The following is an 18,287-nucleotide window of genomic DNA, read 5'->3' as shown; positions in this document are numbered from 1 at the left end:
CATGAACGCGTCACCCTTCTCCTCGCTCTCGGCCGATCACCAGCGCCTGCAGGCGCTGGTCGGTGCGTGGCGCGGCGAGGAAGAGGTCGCAGAAACGCAATGGGCCGATGGCGGCGCGGCCACTTCGGACGTGCTGGCGGAGGCGCAGTTCGGCGGGCTGTTCGTGGTGCAGCGCTATCGCCAGCGCCGCGACGGCACGGTCTCATTCGGGTCGCACAGCGTGTTCGGCTTCGACCAGCCAAACAGCCTCGTCACCATGCACCAGTTCGATTCGATGGGCTTTGTGCCGGCATCTCCGGCCACGGGCACATGGAACGGCTCAGAGCTCACTCTGGAGCGGTCGTCACCCCGCGGCTCAGCTCGGGTGACCTATATCTTCGATGATGCCGATGCCTACCGCATGCGACTGCATTTCAAACCTGCCGGCAGCGACAGCTGGCAAGACATGGTGAGCGGCGTCTACCGGCGCGTCTCGCCTTCCTCGATCAACTTTTAGAAAAAGGGCTCCGATGTCCATTCTCATCGACAAGAACACCAAGGTGCTGGTTCAGGGCCTGACCGGCAAGACCGGCACGTTCCACACCGAACAGGCGCTGGCCTATCACGGCACCAAGATGGTGGGCGGCATCCATCCCAAGAAGGGTGGCGAGACCTGGACCGGCGCCAAGGGCGAAAGCCTGCCGATCTTTGCCAGCGTTGCCGAGGGCAAGGCCAAGACCGGCGCCAATGCCTCGGTCGTCTATGTGCCGCCGGCGGGTGCTGCCGAAGCGATCCTGGAAGCGATCGAAGCCGAGATCCCGCTGATCGTCTGCATCACCGAAGGCATTCCGGTGATGGACATGGTCAGGGTCAAGGCGCGGCTCGACCGCTCGACCTCGCGGCTGATCGGGCCGAACTGCCCGGGCGTGCTCACCCCCGACGAATGCAAGATCGGCATCATGCCCGGAAACATCTTCCGCAAGGGCTCGGTCGGCGTTGTTTCGCGCTCGGGAACGCTTACCTATGAGGCGGTCTTCCAGACCACCAATGTCGGCCTCGGCCAGACCACCGCTGTCGGCATTGGCGGCGACCCCGTCAAAGGCACGGAGTTCATCGATGTGCTGGAGATGTTCCTCGCCGACGACGAGACCAAGTCGATCATCATGATCGGCGAGATCGGCGGTTCGGCCGAGGAAGACGCCGCGCAGTTCCTCAAGGACGAGGCCAAGCGCGGCCGCAAGAAACCGATGGCGGGCTTCATTGCCGGGCGCACCGCGCCGGCCGGCCGCACCATGGGCCATGCGGGCGCGGTCATCTCCGGCGGCAAGGGCGGCGCGGAAGACAAGATCGCGGCAATGGAATCGGCCGGCATCAAAGTATCGCCGTCACCGGCACGGCTGGGCACGACCCTGGTCGAGGCGATCAAGGGCTAAAGGCAGTAAGGGAGTAGGGCAGTATGGCAGTAGGGGAATAAGACAGACGGGACGAGCGCGGCTCGCTTTCCTTACTGCCCTATTCCCCTACTGCCCTACTCCCCTCCAACAAAGGAGACGGAGCCAGGCTCCGCAGACAAAATGGCAAGACAAGATCAGGCCAACGACCAGTTTTCACTCACCTCATTCCTCTATGGCGGCAATGCCGACTACATCGACGCGCTCTACGCGTCCTATGAGGACGATCCGGAGTCGGTAAACCCCGAATGGCAGGACTTCTTCGCGGCACTGAAGGACGACGCCGGCGATGTGCGCAAGAACGCCAAGGGCGCCTCCTGGGCAAGGCCTTCCTGGCCGCTGCAGGCCAATGGCGAACTGGTGTCGGCGCTCGACGGCAATTGGGGCCTGGTCGAGAGGACAGTTGAAAAGAAGGTCAAGGACAGGGCGGTCACCAACGGCGTGGTGCTGTCGGATGCCGACGTGCATCAGGCGACGCGCGATTCCGTGCGCGCCATCATGATGATCCGCGCCTACCGCATGCGCGGCCATCTGCACGCCAATCTCGACCCGCTCGGCATCGCCAAGCCGCTCGAGGACTATAACGAGCTATCGCCGGAGAATTACGGTTTTACCGCTGCCGACTACGACCGGCCGATCTTCCTCGACAATGTGCTCGGCCTCGAATTCGGCACCATCCGGCAGATGCTGGAGATTCTCACCCGCACCTATTGCTCGACGCTTGGCGTCGAGTTCATGCACATCTCCGATCCCGAGGAAAAGGCCTGGATCCAGGCCCGCATCGAAGGCACCGACAAGGAGATCTCCTTCACCGCCACCGGCAAGAAGGCGATCCTGCAGAAGCTGGTCGAGGCCGAAGGCTTCGAGCAGTTTATCGACGTCAAGTACAAGGGCACCAAGCGCTTCGGCCTCGATGGCAGTGAGGGGCTGATCCCGGCGCTGGAGCAGATCATCAAGCGCGGCGGCCAGCTCGGCATGAAGGAGATCGTGCTCGGCATGGCGCATCGCGGCCGGCTCAACGTGCTCTCCCAGGTGATGGCCAAGCCGCACCGCGCCATCTTCCACGAGTTCAAGGGCGGCTCGGCCGCTCCCGACGAGGTCGAGGGCTCGGGCGACGTCAAGTACCATCTCGGCGCCTCGTCGGACCGCGAGTTCGACGGCAACAAGGTGCACCTGTCGCTGACCGCCAACCCTTCGCATCTGGAAATCGTCGATCCGGTGGTGATGGGCAAGGCGCGCGCCAAGCAGGACTATCTGTTTGGCCGCAGCCGCGAGGAGATCGTCCCGCTGGAAGAACGCGCCAAGGTGCTGCCGCTGCTTCTGCATGGCGACGCCGCCTTCGCCGGCCAGGGCGTGATTGCCGAAATCCTCGGCCTGTCGGGCCTGCGCGGCCATCGCGTCGCCGGCACGCTGCACTTCATCATCAACAACCAGATCGGCTTCACCACCAATCCGCGCTTCTCGCGCTCGTCGCCCTACCCGTCCGACGTCGCCAAGATGATCGAGGCGCCGATCTTCCACGTCAATGGCGACGATCCGGAAGCCACGGTCCATGCCGCCAAGGTGGCGATCGAATTCCGCATGAAGTTCCACAAGCCGGTGGTGGTGGACATGTTCTGCTACCGCCGCTTCGGCCACAATGAGGGCGATGAGCCGGCCTTCACCCAGCCGATCATGTACGCCAACATCCGCAACCACAAGACGACGGTGCAGATCTATGGCGACCGGCTGATCGCCGAAGGCCATATCACCCAGGCCGAGCTCGACAAGATGAAGGCCGACTGGCGCGCGCATCTGGAATCCGAATGGGAAGTCGGCCAGCACTACAAGCCAAACAAGGCCGACTGGCTGGATGGCGCCTGGTCAGGCCTGCGCACCGCCGACAACCAGGACGAACAGCGCCGCGGCAAGACCGCCGTGCCGGTCAAGGTGCTGAAGGAGATCGGCAAGAAGCTGACCGAGGTGCCGAAGGGTTTCGAGGCACACAAGACCATTATCCGCTTCCTCGAGAACCGCCGCCAGGCGATCGAATCCGGCGAAGGCATCGACTGGTCGACGGCCGAGGCGCTGGCTTTCGGCGCCATCCTCCTCGACGGCAATCCGATCCGTCTGTCGGGCCAGGATTCCGAGCGCGGCACCTTCTCGCAGCGCCATTCGGTGCTCTACGACCAGCGCGACGAGACCCGCTACATCCCGCTCAACAATCTGTCGGCGGCGCAGGCCGGCTACGAAGTCATCAACTCGATGCTGTCGGAAGAGGCGGTGCTGGGCTTCGAATATGGCTACAGCCTGGCCGAGCCGAAGGCGCTGACCTTGTGGGAAGCGCAGTTCGGCGATTTCGCCAACGGCGCCCAGGTGGTGTTCGACCAGTTCATCTCCAGCGGCGAGCGCAAGTGGCTGCGCATGTCGGGCCTCGTCTGCCTGCTGCCGCATGGCTATGAGGGCCAGGGTCCGGAACATTCCTCGGCGCGTCTCGAACGCTTCCTGCAGCTTTGTGCCGAAGACAATATGCAAGTCGCCAACTGCACGACGCCGGCCAACTACTTCCACATATTGCGCCGGCAGCTGAAGCGCGACTTCCGCAAGCCGCTGATCCTGATGACGCCGAAGTCGCTGCTGCGCCACAAGCGGGCAGTGTCGACGTTGCCGGAGATTTCGGGCGAAAGCTCGTTCCACCGGCTGCTGTGGGACGACGCCCAGCTATTGCAGAACCAGGCGATCAAGCTGGTCAAGGATTCCAAGATCCGCCGCGTCGTGCTGTGCTCGGGCAAGGTCTATTACGACCTCTATGAGGAGCGCGAGAAGCGCGGCATCAACGACATCTATCTGCTGCGCGTCGAACAGCTCTATCCGTTCCCGGCCAAGGCGCTGATCACCGAACTGTCGCGTTTCCGCAACGCCGAGATGGTGTGGTGCCAGGAAGAGCCGAAGAACATGGGCGCCTGGTCATTCATCGATCCGTATCTGGAATGGGTGCTGGCGCATATCGACGCCAAGCATCAGCGGGTGCGCTACACCGGACGTCCGGCGGCGGCATCGCCGGCGACCGGGTTGATGTCGAAGCATCTGGCGCAGCTCGCCGCCCTGCTCGAAGACGCGCTCGGTGAGTAAAGCAGCATTGGGCGAATAGAATTCGGCACACAGAACAGACAGAGAAGAAACGGACAGGCACAATGGCTACCGAAATCCGCGTTCCCACTCTCGGCGAATCCGTCACCGAGGCGACCATCGGCAAATGGTTCAAGAAGGTCGGCGATGCCATTGCCGTCGACGAGCCGCTGGTCGAGCTCGAAACCGACAAGGTGACAGTGGAAGTGCCCGCCGCTGCTGCCGGCACGCTGGGCGAGATCACCGCCAAGGAAGGTGAGACCGTCGGCGTCGGCGCGCTGCTGGGGTCGATCTCGGCCGGCGGAGCCGCCGCCGCACCTGCAAACAAGCAGGAGGCCAAGCCGCAAGCCGTCTCGCAAGCGTCGAGCCCCGACGCGGCCCATACCACCAAGCAGGCCGCGGCCGAGACTGCCAAGATCGCCGGTGATGCCGGCGCGGTCGAGCCGCGCTCTATGCCGCCGGCCCCGGCTGCCGCAAAGCTGATCGCCGAGGCCAATCTGTCGGTCGATCAGGTGTCCGGCTCGGGCAAGCGCGGCCAGGTGCTGAAGGGTGATGTGCTCGACGCCATCGCCCGGGGCGCGCCGTCGCAGCCGGCCGAAACGCCGAGAGCCGCACCGGCGCCCGTCGTGGTGCGCGCGCCGTCCTCCGGTGACGATGCCTCGCGTGAAGAACGCGTGCGCATGACCAAGCTGCGCCAGACCATCGCGCGCCGGCTGAAGGAAGCGCAGTCGACCGCCGCCATGCTGACCACCTTCAACGAGGTCGACATGTCAGCGGTGATGGCCCTCAGGACCAAGTACAAGGACATCTTCGAGAAGAAGCATGGCGTGAAGCTCGGCTTCATGGGCTTCTTCACCAAGGCGGTCACCCATGCCTTGAAGGAGATCCCCTCGGTCAATGCCGAGATCGACGGCACCGACATCATCTTCAAGAACTATGCCCATATCGGCGTTGCCGTCGGCACCGAAAAGGGCCTCGTCGTGCCGGTGGTGCGCAATGCCGATCAGATGTCGATCGCCGAGATCGAAAAGGACATCGGCCGGCTGGGCATTGCCGCGCGTGACGGCAAGCTGTCGGTCGCCGACATGCAGGGCGGGACATTCACGATCTCCAATGGCGGCGTTTACGGCTCGCTAATGTCGACGCCGATCCTCAATGCGCCGCAGTCGGGCATTCTGGGCATGCACAAGATCCAGGACCGGCCCGTCGTGGTCGGCGGCCAGATCGTGATCCGGCCGATGATGTATCTGGCGCTCTCCTACGATCACCGCATCGTCGACGGCAAGGAAGCGGTGACCTTCCTGGTCCGCGTCAAGGACAGCCTGGAAGATCCGGAACGGCTGGTGCTCGACCTCTAGGATCGGTTCGGTGGCTGAAACTGCCGAGCCAATCGATCTGTTCGAGCTTGTTGCGACAGGCCGGGCGGGGCCTGTCGAGCTTGGCAAAAGCAGCCGTGAAACGATTCGAGGCTTGATCGATCCGGAGGATGTGCGGGCGGACAATCATTTTCGCCACGGGGATACCGGATCCGCTTGGTGCATATATGGCACGAATTGCGAATTCTTCTTCAGCCCCGATTTTCGCTTGCGTTCGATCAGCATCGAGCCTGTTTTCGGAAGGATGCAACCGGGTGGAATGATGGCGACTTGGCATGGCCATCTGGACGTCGATGTTGGCCGGCATCCCGTGACTTTTGCAGGCACCAAGCCGATAGCCATACATACCTTGCCCAAGGCACTGCAGTTCCTGAACAAGAGCGAATTCAAGTGGGCAATCGGCGGTGGCCGCGAACGCGACGTCTATGTTGAGCTGGCGGAGAGTTCTCGCATCTTGACCCTCAAATACGAGGCGAACGCGATTCCGGTCGACAGGAACGAAAACGTTGCATTCGAGATAGACTATTTTCTTTCGACCGTCTTCATCCTCGATCAAGCTGTTCAAGGCGGATAGCAGTGACAATCCGTTCTTTCTTGTCCGAAAGCCTGTCGACCGCATCGATAGCGGTCGGCGTGGCAATGATCCCGGCGGCCGCCTATCCGGCCTGCCCGCTGGCGCTCGCCGTCTATGGCGAGGCCGAGAGCGAGGCCGGCATCGATTTTCGGCCGACGATGGATGCGGCCACCGTCACCAACTCCTTCAAGATGGTGCTCGACAAGGGCGTCGTGCTCGACGGCATCGTCATGTGGACATCAGGTGTTTCGCGGCCGCACGGCTCGCTGATGTACAAATGCCCGACCGGCGACGTCACCGGTGACGAGCTCGCCGCCTGCACGGTGTGGCAGGGCGTCGTCTACAGCGCCGACGACAAGGGCAACATCGCCCTGTTGGCGGCGGAGGGCACGGACGCGCCGCAGAGCCTGATTTTTCCCGATCTCGGACCATCGCTGCAAATGTCGTCGGCCTTCGGCGTCAACGGTTTCTCGAAACTGCCGTGGGACGTGTTTTTGCTGAAAGGCTGCCAGGAATGAGCGCGGCTAAAAAGGTGCTTCTGGTCACCGGCGGCAGCCGCGGCATTGGTGCGGCCACCTGCCGGCTTGCGGCGAAGGCCGGCTACCGCGTCGCGGTCAACTATGCCGCGAACGAGGCCGCCGCCAAGGCGCTGGTTGCCGAAGTCGAGGCGATGGGCGGTGACGCCTTTGCGGTCAAGGGTGACGTCGGCAACGAAGGCGACATCGTGGCAATGTTCGAGGCGGTCGACCACCGCTTCGGCAGGCTCGATGGCCTCGTCAACAATGCCGGCGTCGTCGACGTCAAGGCGCGTGTCGACGAGATGAGCCTGGCGCGGCTGGAGCGCATGATGCGCATCAATGTCATCGGCTCGTTTCTGTGCGCCCGCGAAGCGGTCAGGCGCATGTCGAGCAAGAATGGCGGCCAGGGCGGCGCCATCGTCAACATTTCGTCGGCGGCGTCGATACACGGCTCGCCCGGCGAATATGTCGACTATGCCGCGTCCAAGGCGGCGATCGACACCTTCACGCTCGGGCTGGCGCGCGAAGTCGCGACTGAAGGCGTGCGTGTCAATGCGATCCGGCCAGGCATCATCGACACCGAGATCCACGCCTCCGGCGGCCAGCCGGACCGGGTCGAGCGGTTCCGCGACATGCTGCCGATGAAACGCGCCGGCACGGCGAATGAAGTCGCGCATGCGGTTCTCTATCTTTTGTCGGATGAAGCGTCCTATACGACGGGCGCGATCCTGAATGTGAGCGGCGGCCGCTGAAGGCCACAAATCAAAGGGATAGAGCATGATGGTCTCCGAAAACCGCTTCACACTTTTCGGCATCATGCTCTAGGCAAGAAGGACAACCCATCATGGCTTATGACGTCGTTATCATCGGGTCGGGACCGGGCGGCTATGTCTGCGCCATCAAGGCGGCGCAGCTCGGGCTGAAGGTCGCGGTGGTCGAGAAGAACGCCACCTTCGGCGGCACCTGCCTCAACATCGGCTGCATCCCGTCCAAGGCGCTGCTGCATGCTTCCGAGATCTTCGCCGAGGCAAGCCATTCCTTCGACACGCTCGGCGTCGAGGTAACGCCAAAGCTTAATCTGAAGAAGATGATGGCGCACAAGGATGCGACCGTTTCGGCCAACGTCAACGGCGTCGCCTTCCTGTTCAAGAAGAACAAGATCGACTCCTTCCGCGGCACCGGCAAGGTGGTCGCCGCTGGCAAGGTCTCGGTGACGGCTGAGGACGGCAAGGTCGAGGAGATCGAGACGAAAAACGTCGTCATTGCCACTGGCTCGGATGTCGCCGGCATTCCCGGCGTCAAGGTCGACATCGACGAGAAGGTGATCCTGTCGTCGACCGGCGCGCTGTCGCTGGAGAAAGTGCCTGGCCATCTGGTGGTGGTCGGCGGCGGCGTCATCGGGCTGGAGCTCGGCTCGGTCTGGGCGCGGCTCGGCGCCAAGGTCACTGTGGTCGAGTTCCTTGACACCATCCTGGGCGGCATGGACGGTGAGGTGTCCAAGCAGTTCCAGCGCCTGCTGTCCAAACAAGGGTTCGAGTTCAAGCTCGGTGCCAAGGTGACAGGCGTGACCAAGGTCAAGAAGGGTGCGACGGTTACCTTCGAGCCGGTCAACGGCGGTGCGGCCGAGACCATCGAGGCCGATGCGGTGCTGATCTCGACCGGACGCCGGGCCTATTCCGACAGTCTCGGGCTGAAGGAGGCCGGCGTCGAGGTCGATGAGCGCGGCCGGGTCAAGACTGATGGCCATCTGCGGACCAATGTGGCCGGCATCTACGCCATTGGCGATGTCATCGCCGGACCGATGCTGGCGCACAAGGCCGAGGACGAAGGCGTGGCGGTGGCCGAGACCATTGCCGGCCAGGCCGGTCATGTGAACTACGACGTCATCCCGAGCGTCGTCTACACCAGCCCGGAAATCGCTTCGGTCGGCAAGACCGAGGAGGAGCTGAAGAAGGCCGGCATCGATTACAAGATCGGCAAATTCCCGTTCACCGCCAACGGCCGCGCGCGCGCCATGCTGCACACCGACGGCTTCGTGAAGATCCTCGCCGACAAGGTCAGTGACCGCGTGCTCGGCGTCCACATTGTCGGCTTCGGCGCCGGCGAGATGATCCATGAGGCTGCGGTACTGATGGAGTTCGGCGGCTCGTCCGAAGACCTCGCCCGCACCTGCCACGCGCACCCGACAATGTCGGAAGCGGTCAAGGAAGCGGCGCTGGCCACGTTCTTCAAGCCGATCCATATCTGATTTCGACAGGGAAGTTTGCGGCACGTCGGCGGTGAAGGATCGCTACCCTCGCCAATAACAGGCCCCAAAACAAAACGGCCCGCTTCGCAGCGGGCCGTTCGTTATTCAATTCAGTGGCCTGATTACTGGGCCGGTGCGGGAGCCGGAGCAGGCGCGGGAGCCGGGGCTGGTGCCGGAGCGGGCTCAGGCGCAGGTGCGGGCGCCGGGGCTGGCGCGGGAGCCGGTTCGGCGGGCTTCATCGGCTCAGCCGGTGCAGGCGCAGGTGCCGGTGTGCTGGCTGCCGGCGGCTCGGCGGGTGCCGGATGCTCGCCGCTTCTTCCAAAAACATAGTACGCGACAATCGCAAGGATGACGACGACCAGCGCAATCAGCCAGCCGCTGCCACCGCCCGATTTGGGCGCCGGGCCCGGGTCGTTAGGGTTCGACATAAAAGTGTCCTCCGTGGATGAAAAGCATCAAACAACACCCATCAACGCGCAACCGTTGAACGGGTTTCATACTAGGCCTGGAAATCGCCGAACGCAGGAAAATTCTGATTTGCAACCGGTCGGTGGCCTGTATTTCCCCCGCAAAATCAATCGCGAGTGAGCAAAACTGAGCTTACCTGTACTTTTTCGCCAAGAATAGGGCCAACTGGTCTTCGGACCGCGAATCAGCTGCGGACCCAGACACAACCGAGCCTTGCGTGATTCGGCAGGCAAGGAGCCGCGCAGATCAGTCGACGGCAGTGACAGTATAGCCGGCTTTGCGAAAATCCTCCACCAGGCCTTCGGGGCCGGGAAGATGCAGGGCGCCGACCGCCATGAAGGCGTTGCCCTTGGCCAGGATCGGCTGGGCATGGTCGACCATCACCTTGTTGCGGTCGGTGATCATGGCCTGCTCGAAGGCGGCGTACCCTGCAGCGTCGTCCCCTTCGCCTGGGGACATTGACCGCAGGAGTGGCCAGAACGTGCCGGTGTCGCCGCGCTGGTAGAGCACGATCATGGTCTCGTTGATGTCGTTTATCTTGTCGCCGAGCTTCAAGGTTTCAACCAGCCCCTTGATGTGAAAGGCGATCGGCAGCGAAGCCATGGCGCGGAGCTGGCCGGCGGCGGTTTCCAACCCTTCCACCGACTTTCCATTAGCCTTGGCGTCCTCAGCCAGCTTGACGTCGAGAACCGGCGCGCCGCCCGCCTGGCGGGCGACCTCGCAGACCGGCAGCGCGACCATGGCCGACAGCAGCCACGGCTTCATCTTGGAGACGCTCGCCGGCGGAATGCCGCGCGCATCGAGCCCCTTGTTCACCACCGCCGCATCCTCCGGCGACAACAGCGACGACAGCGTCGTGCTGTCGGTGAACATCATCAGCTCGGGCTCCTTGAGCATGGCCTCCATCATCTTCTGCTTGTCGAGCACGTCGGTGGTTTCGATGATGATGGTGCCGGCGGCGTCGTAGGCCCGCTTGGCGGCCGGCGGCAGCGCGGTCACGCGCGGGTCGGTCATGTGCATGGTGCCGAACAGGAAGGATGGCTTTTCGCCTGATTTTTCCAGCTTCCACAATAGGCCCTTGCCGTTCAGCGTCGCCGTCGCTTGCGCCTCGATCCTGGCATAGGTGGTGGGGTCGTCCTTCTGCAGGGCCGACAGCAGATCAGCGCCGGTGCAGACCGGGACGTCGGCATGCGCCTTACCGGCGGCGAGCAGCAGCACGATGAGAAAAGACAGGAAAAACAGCGCGTTGAGCGCGACAAGCAGCTTCAGCGACGCAAGGGCCGCGCGGTCGGCGATGGCGATGACGCGTTTCATGATCGCTTTTCTAGGACCGAAAAGCGGCGAAACGGTTAATCGGCGGCGCAAATTTGAAGAGTTCACGCCCTTGGGTGGGCGGACTCATAGATTTCGAGCAGTCTTGCGGTGTCGACGCCGGTATAGACCTGCGTCGTCGACAGGCTGGCATGGCCGAGAAGCTCCTGAATGGTGCGCAAGTCACCGCCGCGGCCAAGCAGATGGGTGGCGAAGGAGTGGCGCAAGGCGTGCGGGGTGGCGGTATCCGGCAGGTTGAGCGCCGAGCGCAGTTTGGCCATGTCGCGCTGGACGATGGCCGGATTGAGCGGTCCGCCGCGAGCGCCACGAAACAGCAGGCCCTTGGGGTCGAGGTGGTAGGGGCACAGTTTGCGGTATTCGGCGATGGCGCGCAGCGCCACCGGCAGCACCGGCACCAGCCGCGTCTTGCCGCCCTTGCCGGTGACGCGCAGCACGGTGTCGGCTTCCGAGGCCAGGTCGGCGGCACTGAGGCCAAGCGCTTCGGAAATGCGCAGGCCCGAACCGTAGAGCAGCGTCAGCACGGCGGTGTTGCGGGCGGCGATCCAGGGCTCCTCCGCCAATTGGCCTTCCACCGAGACGACATGTTTGGCGTCGCTGGCGGTGAGTGGCTTGGGCAGCGATTTCGGCTGGCGCGGGGCACGCAGCGCTGCTGCTCCCGCTGCGTTGGCGAGGCCACGCCGCTCGAGGAAACGCAGCAGCGAACGGATGCCGGCAAGACCCCGGCCAAGCGTACGGGCGCCGGCGCCGGCGTTGCGCCGCGCGGCAAGAAAGCCGCGCAGATCGGCCGGACGCAAAGTGGCAATGTCGGCAATGCCGGGCGAGCCGCCGCAATGTCCCGTCAGGAAATGCAGGAACTGGCGCGTATCCCGCTCGTAGGCTTCGACCGTCGCCGGCGACAGCCGGCGTTCGCGCGCCAGCATCTTCAGCCAGCTCTCGCGCGCCGCCTGGAGGTCGGGTTTTGCCGGGATGAGAAATTCCTGCATGCGGCCATTGTCAGGCAGCCGGGTTAGGAAGCGGTGAAGAAGCTGTCATTGAAATGGCCACGGGAGGGCGTTAGAGCAGGGCAAAGGACATCAGCCATGAGCAAGCCCCAGAACCCCGTCCAGATGGCCGTGATCGGCGCCGCCCACGGCATCAAGGGCGAACTCAGGGTCAAAACCTTCACCGGCGAGCCGCTGGCACTGGCCGATTATGGGCCGCTCTATGCCAAGGACGGCCGCGCCTTCCAGATCATCGACATTCGGCCCGCCAACACCGTCGTCGTGGTGCGCTTCAAGGGCATTGCCGACCGCAACGCCGCCGAGGCGCTGGCTGGCACGGAGCTGTTCGTCGACCGCTCGATGCTGCCGGACGATGGCGAGGAGGACGAATTCTACCACGCCGATCTCGTCGGGCTCGAGGTCCGCGACGATAAGGACGCGGTCATCGGCAAGGTGGTCGCCGTGCACAATTTCGGCGGTGGCGACATTCTCGACGTCACACTCGGCGGGCGCAAAGGCGTGCTGATCCCGTTCACCCAGGCCGCCGTGCCGCAGGTGGCGGTCGCCGAGGGGTTTGTCCGCGTCGATCCGGCCGCCGCCGGTCTGATCGAGGACGAGGATGGCGAGACGCCGCGGGAGGAGGGCTTCGACGCGAAGGGCCGGCCGCGCGGGCCCAAGGACGCCGGAGGCAACCGGTGACGTTCAAGGCATCGGTGCTGACGCTCTATCCCGAGATGTTTCCGGGTCCGCTCGGCCTGTCGCTGGCCGGGCGGGCGCTGGAGGCAGGTACGTGGTCACTGGAAGCGGTCCATATCCGCGACTTTGCTGAGGACCGCCACCACACGGTGGACGATACACCGGCCGGCGGCGGCGCCGGTATGGTGATGCGCGCCGATGTGCTGGCCAAGGCGATCGACCACACGGCGCCAGAGGGCGATCCGCGGCCAAAACTGCTGATGAGCCCGCGCGGCAGACCGCTGACGCAGGCGCGCGTGCGCGAGCTTGCGTCCGGGCCGGGCGCCGTCATCGTCTGCGGCCGGTTCGAAGGCGTCGACCAGCGGCTGATCGAGGCGCGGAACCTGGAGGAGGTCTCCATCGGCGACTTCATCCTCTCCGGCGGCGAGCCGGCCGCGCTTGTGCTGCTCGACGCCGTGGTGCGGCTGTTGCCCGGCGTGATGGGCAATGCGGTGTCAGGCGAAGAGGAAAGTTTTGAGAACGGCCTGCTCGAACATCCGCACTACACGCGGCCACAGGAATTCGAGGGCAGGCCGATCCCCGACGTGCTGACGTCAGGCAATCACAAGAAGATCGCCGCCTGGCGCCGCGCGGAATCCGAGAAGCTGACCAGGGATCGGCGACCGGATTTGCTCGCCGCTCAGCCCTTGGCAAAATAATAAAACGCCAGAAACAGGCCGACGGCGATGACGAAGCCGCGTACTGCGTTTTGCGGCACGCGCTTGGCGATCCAGACACCGGCATAGCCGCCGAGCGCGCCCCCGGGGATCATGACGATCGCTTGCGGCCAGGCGACGACGCCGCCGGAGACGAAGACGATGATCGCTACCGCCGCGATAACCACGGCAAGCATGTTCTTCAGCGCATTCAGCCGGTGGTAGTCGCCGGCCTGTGTCAGGCCGAGCGTCGCCAGCATCATCACGCCCATGCCGGCGCCGAAGAAGCCGCCATAGACCGCGGTGAGGAACTGCGCCAGCGACCCGGCGAGCGAGCCGACCGCGGCCTCGTGTCCCGGCTTGGGCGCCGGCTTCAGCCACGGTCCGGCTGCGAACAGCGCGGTGGCGGCCAGCAACAGCCACGGCACCATGACGCGGAAGGACGAGTTGGACAGCGCCAGCAGGATGAAGGCACCGGCCAGTGCGCCAGCGGCCGAAATCAGGCAGAGCAGCAGCGCGCCGCGCCAGAAATGCTCGATGTCGGTCCAGTAGGCGAGCGTCGAGGTGATGTAGCCCGGAAACTGGGTCACCGAGGAGGTGGCGTTGGCGACGATCGGCGGTACGCCGACCAGCGACATGGCGCCGAAGGTGATGAACGTGCCGCCGCCGGCGACCGCGTTGCATGCGCCCGACAGAAAGCCTGCCGCAAACAGCAGGGCCGCGTCGAGAACGGACATGTCGAAAATCGTCATGAGAGTGGGCGCCGGACAAGTATGCGTCGTCCGGCTTAGGAAGCTTGGAGGGCAGGCGCAACCCTGCACTGGACGATTGCGTGGTGGCATGCGACCAAAAAAGACAGGGCCAAGGCGTGACAAGTGAGTGAAATAGCTGTATGTGCCCGCCCGTACTGGCGAGAAAATCTCCCAGACCCGTCAACAATGACGGTGTAGTCGCCCCTGCCCGATGTCCAGAAGACAGATGTCTCGGAGACAAAGGGCATAGCCGAGCGGTCGATGGAACTGCAAGGCGAGTGTCGGACGCTCTGACTGTCGGAAGAACAAGAAGTGGACTATTGAGATGGATATCATCCGTCAGCTCGAGGCCGAACAGGCCGCCAAGATCGAAGCCAAGCGCAAGCTTCCCGAATTCCAGCCCGGCGACACCGTGCGCGTCCAGGTCCGCGTGACCGAAGGCACCCGCACCCGCGTCCAGGCCTATGAGGGCGTCGTCATCGCCCGCTCCGGCGCCGGCTTCCAGGAAAACTTCACCGTCCGCAAGATTTCCTACGGCGAAGGCGTCGAGCGCGTTTTCCCGGTCTTCTCGCCGATGGTCGAGGGCGTCGAGATCGTGCGCCGCGGCAAGGTGCGCCGCGCCAAGCTCTATTATCTGCGCGACCGTCGCGGCAAGTCCGCCCGTATTTCGGAAAACACCGGCGTGCGCGCCCGCAAGCTCAACGATGAGGAGCGCGATGCGCTGAACGCCGAGAAGGCCCGCATCGAAGCCGAGAAGGTCGCCGCCGCCCAGGCGCTGGCCGCAGAGACGGCCGCCAAGGAAGCCGCCGAGAAGAAGGCCGCCGACGAGGCTGAAGCGGCAGCCAAGGCCGCTGCGGAAGCCACCCCGGCCGAATAAGATCTCGACCAAGGATTTTGGAAAGGCGGCTTCGGCCGCCTTTTTTCGTTCACCAGACTGTGAACGATTGTCGGCCGAGAAATTGGGCTTGGCTGTTGACCATACATTATATTGTGTACTAAATAATCGTACACAAATTAATTGGAGAACTGAAATGGCACTCTACACCACACAGGCTCGCGTCACCGGCGGCCGCGCCGGCCATGGCGAAACCAGCGACGGCCTGCTCAAGGTCGACCTGGCTTTGCCGAGGGAACTCGGTGGACAGGGTGGCGCCACCAATCCCGAGCAGCTGTTCGCGGTCGGCTATGCCGCCTGCTTCGAAAGCGCCATCCGCTTCGTCGCGCGCAAGCAAAAGCTGCCGCTGACCGATGCGTCGGTGACCTCGACCGTCAGCCTGCTTCCCAACGGCGAAGGCTTCAAGCTCGGTGTCGCGCTCGCCGCCGAGACGAAGGGCCTTGATCAGGAGGCCGCGGAAGCGCTTGTATCGGAAGCGCACAAGATCTGCCCCTATTCGAACGCGATCAAGGGCAATGTCGAGGTGGCGCTTTCGACAGTGGCGCTTCCGGCAAAGGCAGCATGACGACGAAGACCGAAACCAGAGCAAGTGAAGTCCCGGCGGATACCGCCGGGACGATCGCTGTTCCGCGCCTGGACCAGCAGCTCTGCTTCGCGCTCTATTCCGCGAGCGGGCTGATGACCAAACTTTACCGACCCCTGCTCGACCCGCTCGGCCTCACCTATCCGCAATATCTGGCGATGCTGGCGCTGTGGCAGCATGCGCCGAGCACGGTCGGCGAGCTCGGCGAGGCGCTGGGGCTGGATTCGGCGACGCTGACGCCGCTGCTCAAGCGGCTTGAGGTGGGTGGCCTGGTCACCCGCCGACGCGACCCAGTCGACGAGCGCCGCGTGCTGGTCGAACCGACCGCAAAGGGCCAGGCGCTGCGCGCACGCATCAAGGATGTATCCGCCGGCCTTGCCTGCGCCATGCCGCTGGAAGTCGAGGAGCTGAGGTCGCTGCACCGGACCTTGACCGGGTTTGTCGCAAAATTGCGTGACGCGGCGTCAGCATCCTGACCCGTCGTTTGACGGTTTCCCTTGTGCTCGAAAGCGGCCTAGTTAGCCATAGCGGGTCACGAAAGAAATGCCGACCGCGAAGCGTTCTAAAACCGCGCCGGTTGAAGGCATTGGAATCCACTTTCACCGGACGCTGAGCACCGGACCGGCTTGCAAGCCGTCTACGGACGGCTAAAGTCGCGCCTGGATTTTCATGTGAGCCCGGCTGCAAGCGGGCCTCTCATCCTGGAGTGTATCATGACCAAATCGAAACTGCTGCTGGCCGCCCTCGCGGCCTGTTTCCTCGCGCCCGTTGCTGCATGGGCGGCCGATGCGTTGCCCGACCTCGGCGGCAAGAAGGTGGTGGTGGTGACGGAAAACGCCTATCCGCCGCTGCAGTTCATCGACCCCAAGACCGGCAAGCAGATCGGCTGGGAATATGACGCGATGGACGAGATCGCCAAGCGGCTGAACTTCAAGGTCGAGTACCAGAACACCTCCTGGGATGCGATGATCCAGGCGGTTTCCGACAACCAGTACAACATCGGCATGACCGGCATCACCATCAAGGACGACCGCAAGGAGAAGGTCGATTTCTCCGACCCCTATATGCGTTCGGAACAATTCATGCTGGTGCGCGGCGACGAAAGCCGCTTTACCGACGCCAAGACCTTCGCCGACTTCAAGGACGGGCTGATCGGCGCACAGGCCGGCACCACGCCGTTCTACACCGCCGTCTACAGCGTGCTCGACGGCAATGAGCAGAACCCGCGCATCAAGCAGTTCGAGACCTTCGGCGCTTCGGTGCAGGCGCTGAAGTCGGGCGATGTCGATGTCGTGCTGACCGACGGCACCGCCGGCAAGGGCTATGTCGATGCCTCCGGCGGCAAGCTCAAGCTGATCGGCGGACCGCTCGGCACCGAGGATTTCGGCTTCATCTTCCCGAAAGGCTCGGACTTGGTGAAGCCAGTCAACGCCGCGATCGCTGCGCTCAAGGCCGACGGCACGCTGGAAGCGCTGAACAAGAAGTGGTTTCTTGACTACAAGATGGGGCAGTAGCCCATCTTGGCGCTACGGCCGGTAAAGATGCCAATCTCCCCCCTTGCGGGGGAGATGCCCGGCAGGGCAGAGGGGGGTGTGCAGGATCGCTCCCCCTTTATTTTGAGCTTCTCCAAAGAGAACCTGGCCAAGGGCCGCGACCGTGATCGGTTGACAGGCTGGAGGGACAGCACCCCCCTCTGTCCTGCCGGACATCTCCCCCGCAAGGGGGGAGATCAGCAGATCTTGCGAAGGCAGCCGTTCGCCAGCGTTGGGGACTGATGTCCCCCGTCTCCACCCCCAAATCCGATTTCCCCTGGTGGCTTGCCGCCGCGATCGTTCTCGCGGTGATCGCCGCGCTCTACATTGCCACCAGCGATCTCTACGCTCAGGTCTTCGCCACCGTCGCCAAGGGCATCGGCATCACCGTCTTTGTTACCGTGGTCGCCTTTGCGCTGGCGTCAGCCATCGGGCTCGGCATTGCGCTGATGGGGTTGTCTGGGTCGCGATGGCTCAGGCAAATCGCCCGCTTCTATGTCGAGATCATCCGTGGCGTGCCGATCCTGGTGCTGTTGTTCTGGATCGCCTTTGCCGGTGCGCCGGCCTTCGTCGCCGCCTGGAATGCGCTGACCGTGCCGCTGCAGAATGCCGGCCTGATGGGCGAGCTTTTGGTGCGCGACGTCTCGCTGTTGTGGCGGGCCATCATGGCGCTGACCATCGGCTATTCCGCCTTCATCTCCGAGGTCTTTCGCGCCGGCATCCAGTCTGTCGAGAAAGGCCAGATCGAGGCGGCCAAGGCGCTGGGTCTTTCGCGCACGCAACGTTTCCGGCTGATCGTCTTCCCGCAGGCGATCCGCACCATATTGCCGCCGCTCGGCAATGACTTCGTCGCCATGGTCAAGGATTCCTCGCTCGTCTCGGTGCTCGGCGTCGCCGACATCACCCAGATGGGCAAGATCTACGCCGCCGGCTCGTTCCGCTTCTTCGAGACCTATTCGATCGTCGCCTATATCTATCTCATCCTGACCGTCGGCCTGTCGCTGGCGCTGAGGGCACTGGAGCAGCGGCTGCGCCGCGCGCAGGAGGAATAGAAGTCCCGCGGAGACCGGGCTACGATCGGGACCGGATCGTGCCGGGAG

Annotated in this window: 18 protein-coding genes; 15 read left to right on the top strand and 3 right to left on the bottom strand. The window is 63.8% G+C overall.

Annotated elements, in window-relative coordinates; all coding sequences use genetic code 11:
• The first annotated feature begins 1 nt into the window (after position 1).
• The 8 genes from AC04SG_RS23015 to lpdA all read left to right on the top strand — a co-directional run bounded on the left by AC04SG_RS23015 (position 2) and on the right by lpdA (position 9,254).
• Positions 2–496: a DUF1579 family protein gene (locus AC04SG_RS23015; RefSeq protein WP_488552920.1), complete on the top strand. Its 495-nt coding sequence runs from the start codon at positions 2–4 to the stop codon at positions 494–496.
• A 13-nt stretch (positions 497–509) separates the two neighbouring features.
• On the top strand, positions 510–1,412 hold the full coding sequence (gene sucD / locus AC04SG_RS23010; RefSeq protein ID WP_436262419.1) for a succinate--CoA ligase subunit alpha: 903 nt from the start codon (positions 510–512) through the stop codon (positions 1,410–1,412).
• Positions 1,413–1,553: 141 nt separating this feature from the next.
• Positions 1,554–4,541, top strand: coding sequence for a 2-oxoglutarate dehydrogenase E1 component (locus AC04SG_RS23005; protein ID WP_352556939.1), 2,988 nt, complete (start codon positions 1,554–1,556; stop codon positions 4,539–4,541).
• A 62-nt stretch (positions 4,542–4,603) separates the two neighbouring features.
• Positions 4,604–5,896 carry a 2-oxoglutarate dehydrogenase complex dihydrolipoyllysine-residue succinyltransferase gene (odhB, locus tag AC04SG_RS23000; RefSeq protein ID WP_488552919.1) on the top strand — a complete coding sequence of 431 codons (1,293 nt, stop codon included), beginning with the start codon at positions 4,604–4,606 and terminating at the stop codon, positions 5,894–5,896.
• 10 nt (positions 5,897–5,906) lie between these two features.
• Positions 5,907–6,488: a hypothetical protein gene (locus AC04SG_RS22995; RefSeq protein ID WP_488552918.1), complete on the top strand. Its 582-nt coding sequence runs from the start codon at positions 5,907–5,909 to the stop codon at positions 6,486–6,488.
• A gap of 65 nt (positions 6,489–6,553) precedes the next feature.
• Entirely contained in the window at positions 6,554–7,006 is a 453-nt protein-coding gene (locus AC04SG_RS22990) for a hypothetical protein (protein ID WP_488552948.1), read from the top strand.
• Positions 7,003–7,758: an SDR family oxidoreductase gene (locus tag AC04SG_RS22985; RefSeq protein WP_203280379.1), complete on the top strand. Its 756-nt coding sequence runs from the start codon at positions 7,003–7,005 to the stop codon at positions 7,756–7,758. Before AC04SG_RS22990 ends, AC04SG_RS22985 begins: the two co-directional genes overlap by 4 nt.
• Positions 7,759–7,850: 92 nt before the next feature.
• Positions 7,851–9,254, top strand: a complete 1,404-nt coding sequence (gene lpdA / locus AC04SG_RS22980; protein WP_488552917.1) for a dihydrolipoyl dehydrogenase — start codon at positions 7,851–7,853, stop codon at positions 9,252–9,254.
• Between the two features lie 714 nt (positions 9,255–9,968).
• On the opposite strand, the gene AC04SG_RS22975 is transcribed toward lpdA, so the two are convergent.
• A complete protein-coding gene (locus AC04SG_RS22975; protein ID WP_488552916.1) occupies positions 9,969–11,036 on the bottom strand; it encodes a TraB/GumN family protein in 1,068 nt (355 codons plus the stop codon).
• Positions 11,037–11,098: 62 nt separating this feature from the next.
• Positions 11,099–12,037 (bottom strand): tyrosine recombinase XerC, encoded by a 939-nt coding sequence (locus tag AC04SG_RS22970; protein WP_488552915.1) that lies wholly within the window; start codon positions 12,035–12,037, stop codon positions 11,099–11,101.
• Positions 12,038–12,133: 96 nt separating this feature from the next.
• On the opposite strand from AC04SG_RS22970, the gene rimM reads away from it, so the two are divergent.
• Positions 12,134–12,733, top strand: coding sequence for a ribosome maturation factor RimM (rimM, locus tag AC04SG_RS22965; RefSeq protein ID WP_488552914.1), 600 nt, complete (start codon positions 12,134–12,136; stop codon positions 12,731–12,733).
• Positions 12,730–13,428: a tRNA (guanosine(37)-N1)-methyltransferase TrmD gene (gene trmD / locus AC04SG_RS22960; RefSeq protein WP_488552913.1), complete on the top strand. Its 699-nt coding sequence runs from the start codon at positions 12,730–12,732 to the stop codon at positions 13,426–13,428. Before rimM ends, trmD begins: the two co-directional genes overlap by 4 nt.
• Here the strand turns inward: trmD and AC04SG_RS22955 are convergent.
• Complete coding sequence (locus AC04SG_RS22955) at positions 13,410–14,162, bottom strand: sulfite exporter TauE/SafE family protein (protein ID WP_488552947.1); 753 nt, start codon at positions 14,160–14,162, stop codon at positions 13,410–13,412. The two genes, trmD and AC04SG_RS22955, sit on opposite strands and share 19 nt — an antisense overlap.
• A 340-nt stretch (positions 14,163–14,502) precedes the next feature.
• Between AC04SG_RS22955 and rplS the strand changes: the two genes are divergently transcribed.
• The 5 genes from rplS to AC04SG_RS22930 all read left to right on the top strand — a co-directional run bounded on the left by rplS (position 14,503) and on the right by AC04SG_RS22930 (position 18,239).
• Positions 14,503–15,054: a 50S ribosomal protein L19 gene (rplS, locus tag AC04SG_RS22950; protein ID WP_142867183.1), complete on the top strand. Its 552-nt coding sequence runs from the start codon at positions 14,503–14,505 to the stop codon at positions 15,052–15,054.
• A gap of 154 nt (positions 15,055–15,208) precedes the next feature.
• Positions 15,209–15,637 (top strand): organic hydroperoxide resistance protein, encoded by a 429-nt coding sequence (locus tag AC04SG_RS22945; RefSeq protein ID WP_488552912.1) that lies wholly within the window; start codon positions 15,209–15,211, stop codon positions 15,635–15,637.
• Positions 15,634–16,131 (top strand): MarR family winged helix-turn-helix transcriptional regulator, encoded by a 498-nt coding sequence (locus AC04SG_RS22940; RefSeq protein WP_488552911.1) that lies wholly within the window; start codon positions 15,634–15,636, stop codon positions 16,129–16,131. Before AC04SG_RS22945 ends, AC04SG_RS22940 begins: the two co-directional genes overlap by 4 nt.
• A gap of 237 nt (positions 16,132–16,368) precedes the next feature.
• Entirely contained in the window at positions 16,369–17,169 is an 801-nt protein-coding gene (locus AC04SG_RS22935) for a transporter substrate-binding domain-containing protein (protein WP_488552910.1), read from the top strand.
• Between the two features lie 260 nt (positions 17,170–17,429).
• Entirely contained in the window at positions 17,430–18,239 is an 810-nt protein-coding gene (locus AC04SG_RS22930) for an amino acid ABC transporter permease (RefSeq protein ID WP_488552909.1), read from the top strand.
• Positions 18,240–18,287 lie beyond the last annotated feature (48 nt).

It is taken from the genome of Mesorhizobium sp. CNPSo 4684, assembly GCF_057784315.1.
Note: the sequence above shows the minus strand (reverse complement) of the source record. Positions and strands in the feature narration are given on the sequence as shown.

Coding starts and splice junctions, on each gene's coding strand:
- AC04SG_RS22940 (WP_488552911.1), top strand. CDS start 15,634: ATGACGACGAAGACCGAAACCAGAGCAAGTGAAGTCCCGGCGGATACC.
- AC04SG_RS22945 (WP_488552912.1), top strand. CDS start 15,209: ATGGCACTCTACACCACACAGGCTCGCGTCACCGGCGGCCGCGCCGGC.
- sucD (WP_436262419.1), top strand. CDS start 510: ATGTCCATTCTCATCGACAAGAACACCAAGGTGCTGGTTCAGGGCCTG.
- AC04SG_RS23005 (WP_352556939.1), top strand. CDS start 1,554: ATGGCAAGACAAGATCAGGCCAACGACCAGTTTTCACTCACCTCATTC.
- AC04SG_RS22955 (WP_488552947.1), bottom strand. CDS start 14,162: ATGTCCGTTCTCGACGCGGCCCTGCTGTTTGCGGCAGGCTTTCTGTCG.
- AC04SG_RS23015 (WP_488552920.1), top strand. CDS start 2: ATGAACGCGTCACCCTTCTCCTCGCTCTCGGCCGATCACCAGCGCCTG.
- rplS (WP_142867183.1), top strand. CDS start 14,503: ATGGATATCATCCGTCAGCTCGAGGCCGAACAGGCCGCCAAGATCGAA.
- AC04SG_RS22935 (WP_488552910.1), top strand. CDS start 16,369: ATGACCAAATCGAAACTGCTGCTGGCCGCCCTCGCGGCCTGTTTCCTC.
- rimM (WP_488552914.1), top strand. CDS start 12,134: ATGAGCAAGCCCCAGAACCCCGTCCAGATGGCCGTGATCGGCGCCGCC.
- lpdA (WP_488552917.1), top strand. CDS start 7,851: ATGGCTTATGACGTCGTTATCATCGGGTCGGGACCGGGCGGCTATGTC.
- AC04SG_RS22930 (WP_488552909.1), top strand. CDS start 17,430: ATGTCCCCCGTCTCCACCCCCAAATCCGATTTCCCCTGGTGGCTTGCC.
- AC04SG_RS22985 (WP_203280379.1), top strand. CDS start 7,003: ATGAGCGCGGCTAAAAAGGTGCTTCTGGTCACCGGCGGCAGCCGCGGC.
- AC04SG_RS22970 (WP_488552915.1), bottom strand. CDS start 12,037: ATGCAGGAATTTCTCATCCCGGCAAAACCCGACCTCCAGGCGGCGCGC.
- AC04SG_RS22975 (WP_488552916.1), bottom strand. CDS start 11,036: ATGAAACGCGTCATCGCCATCGCCGACCGCGCGGCCCTTGCGTCGCTG.
- odhB (WP_488552919.1), top strand. CDS start 4,604: ATGGCTACCGAAATCCGCGTTCCCACTCTCGGCGAATCCGTCACCGAG.
- AC04SG_RS22990 (WP_488552948.1), top strand. CDS start 6,554: ATGATCCCGGCGGCCGCCTATCCGGCCTGCCCGCTGGCGCTCGCCGTC.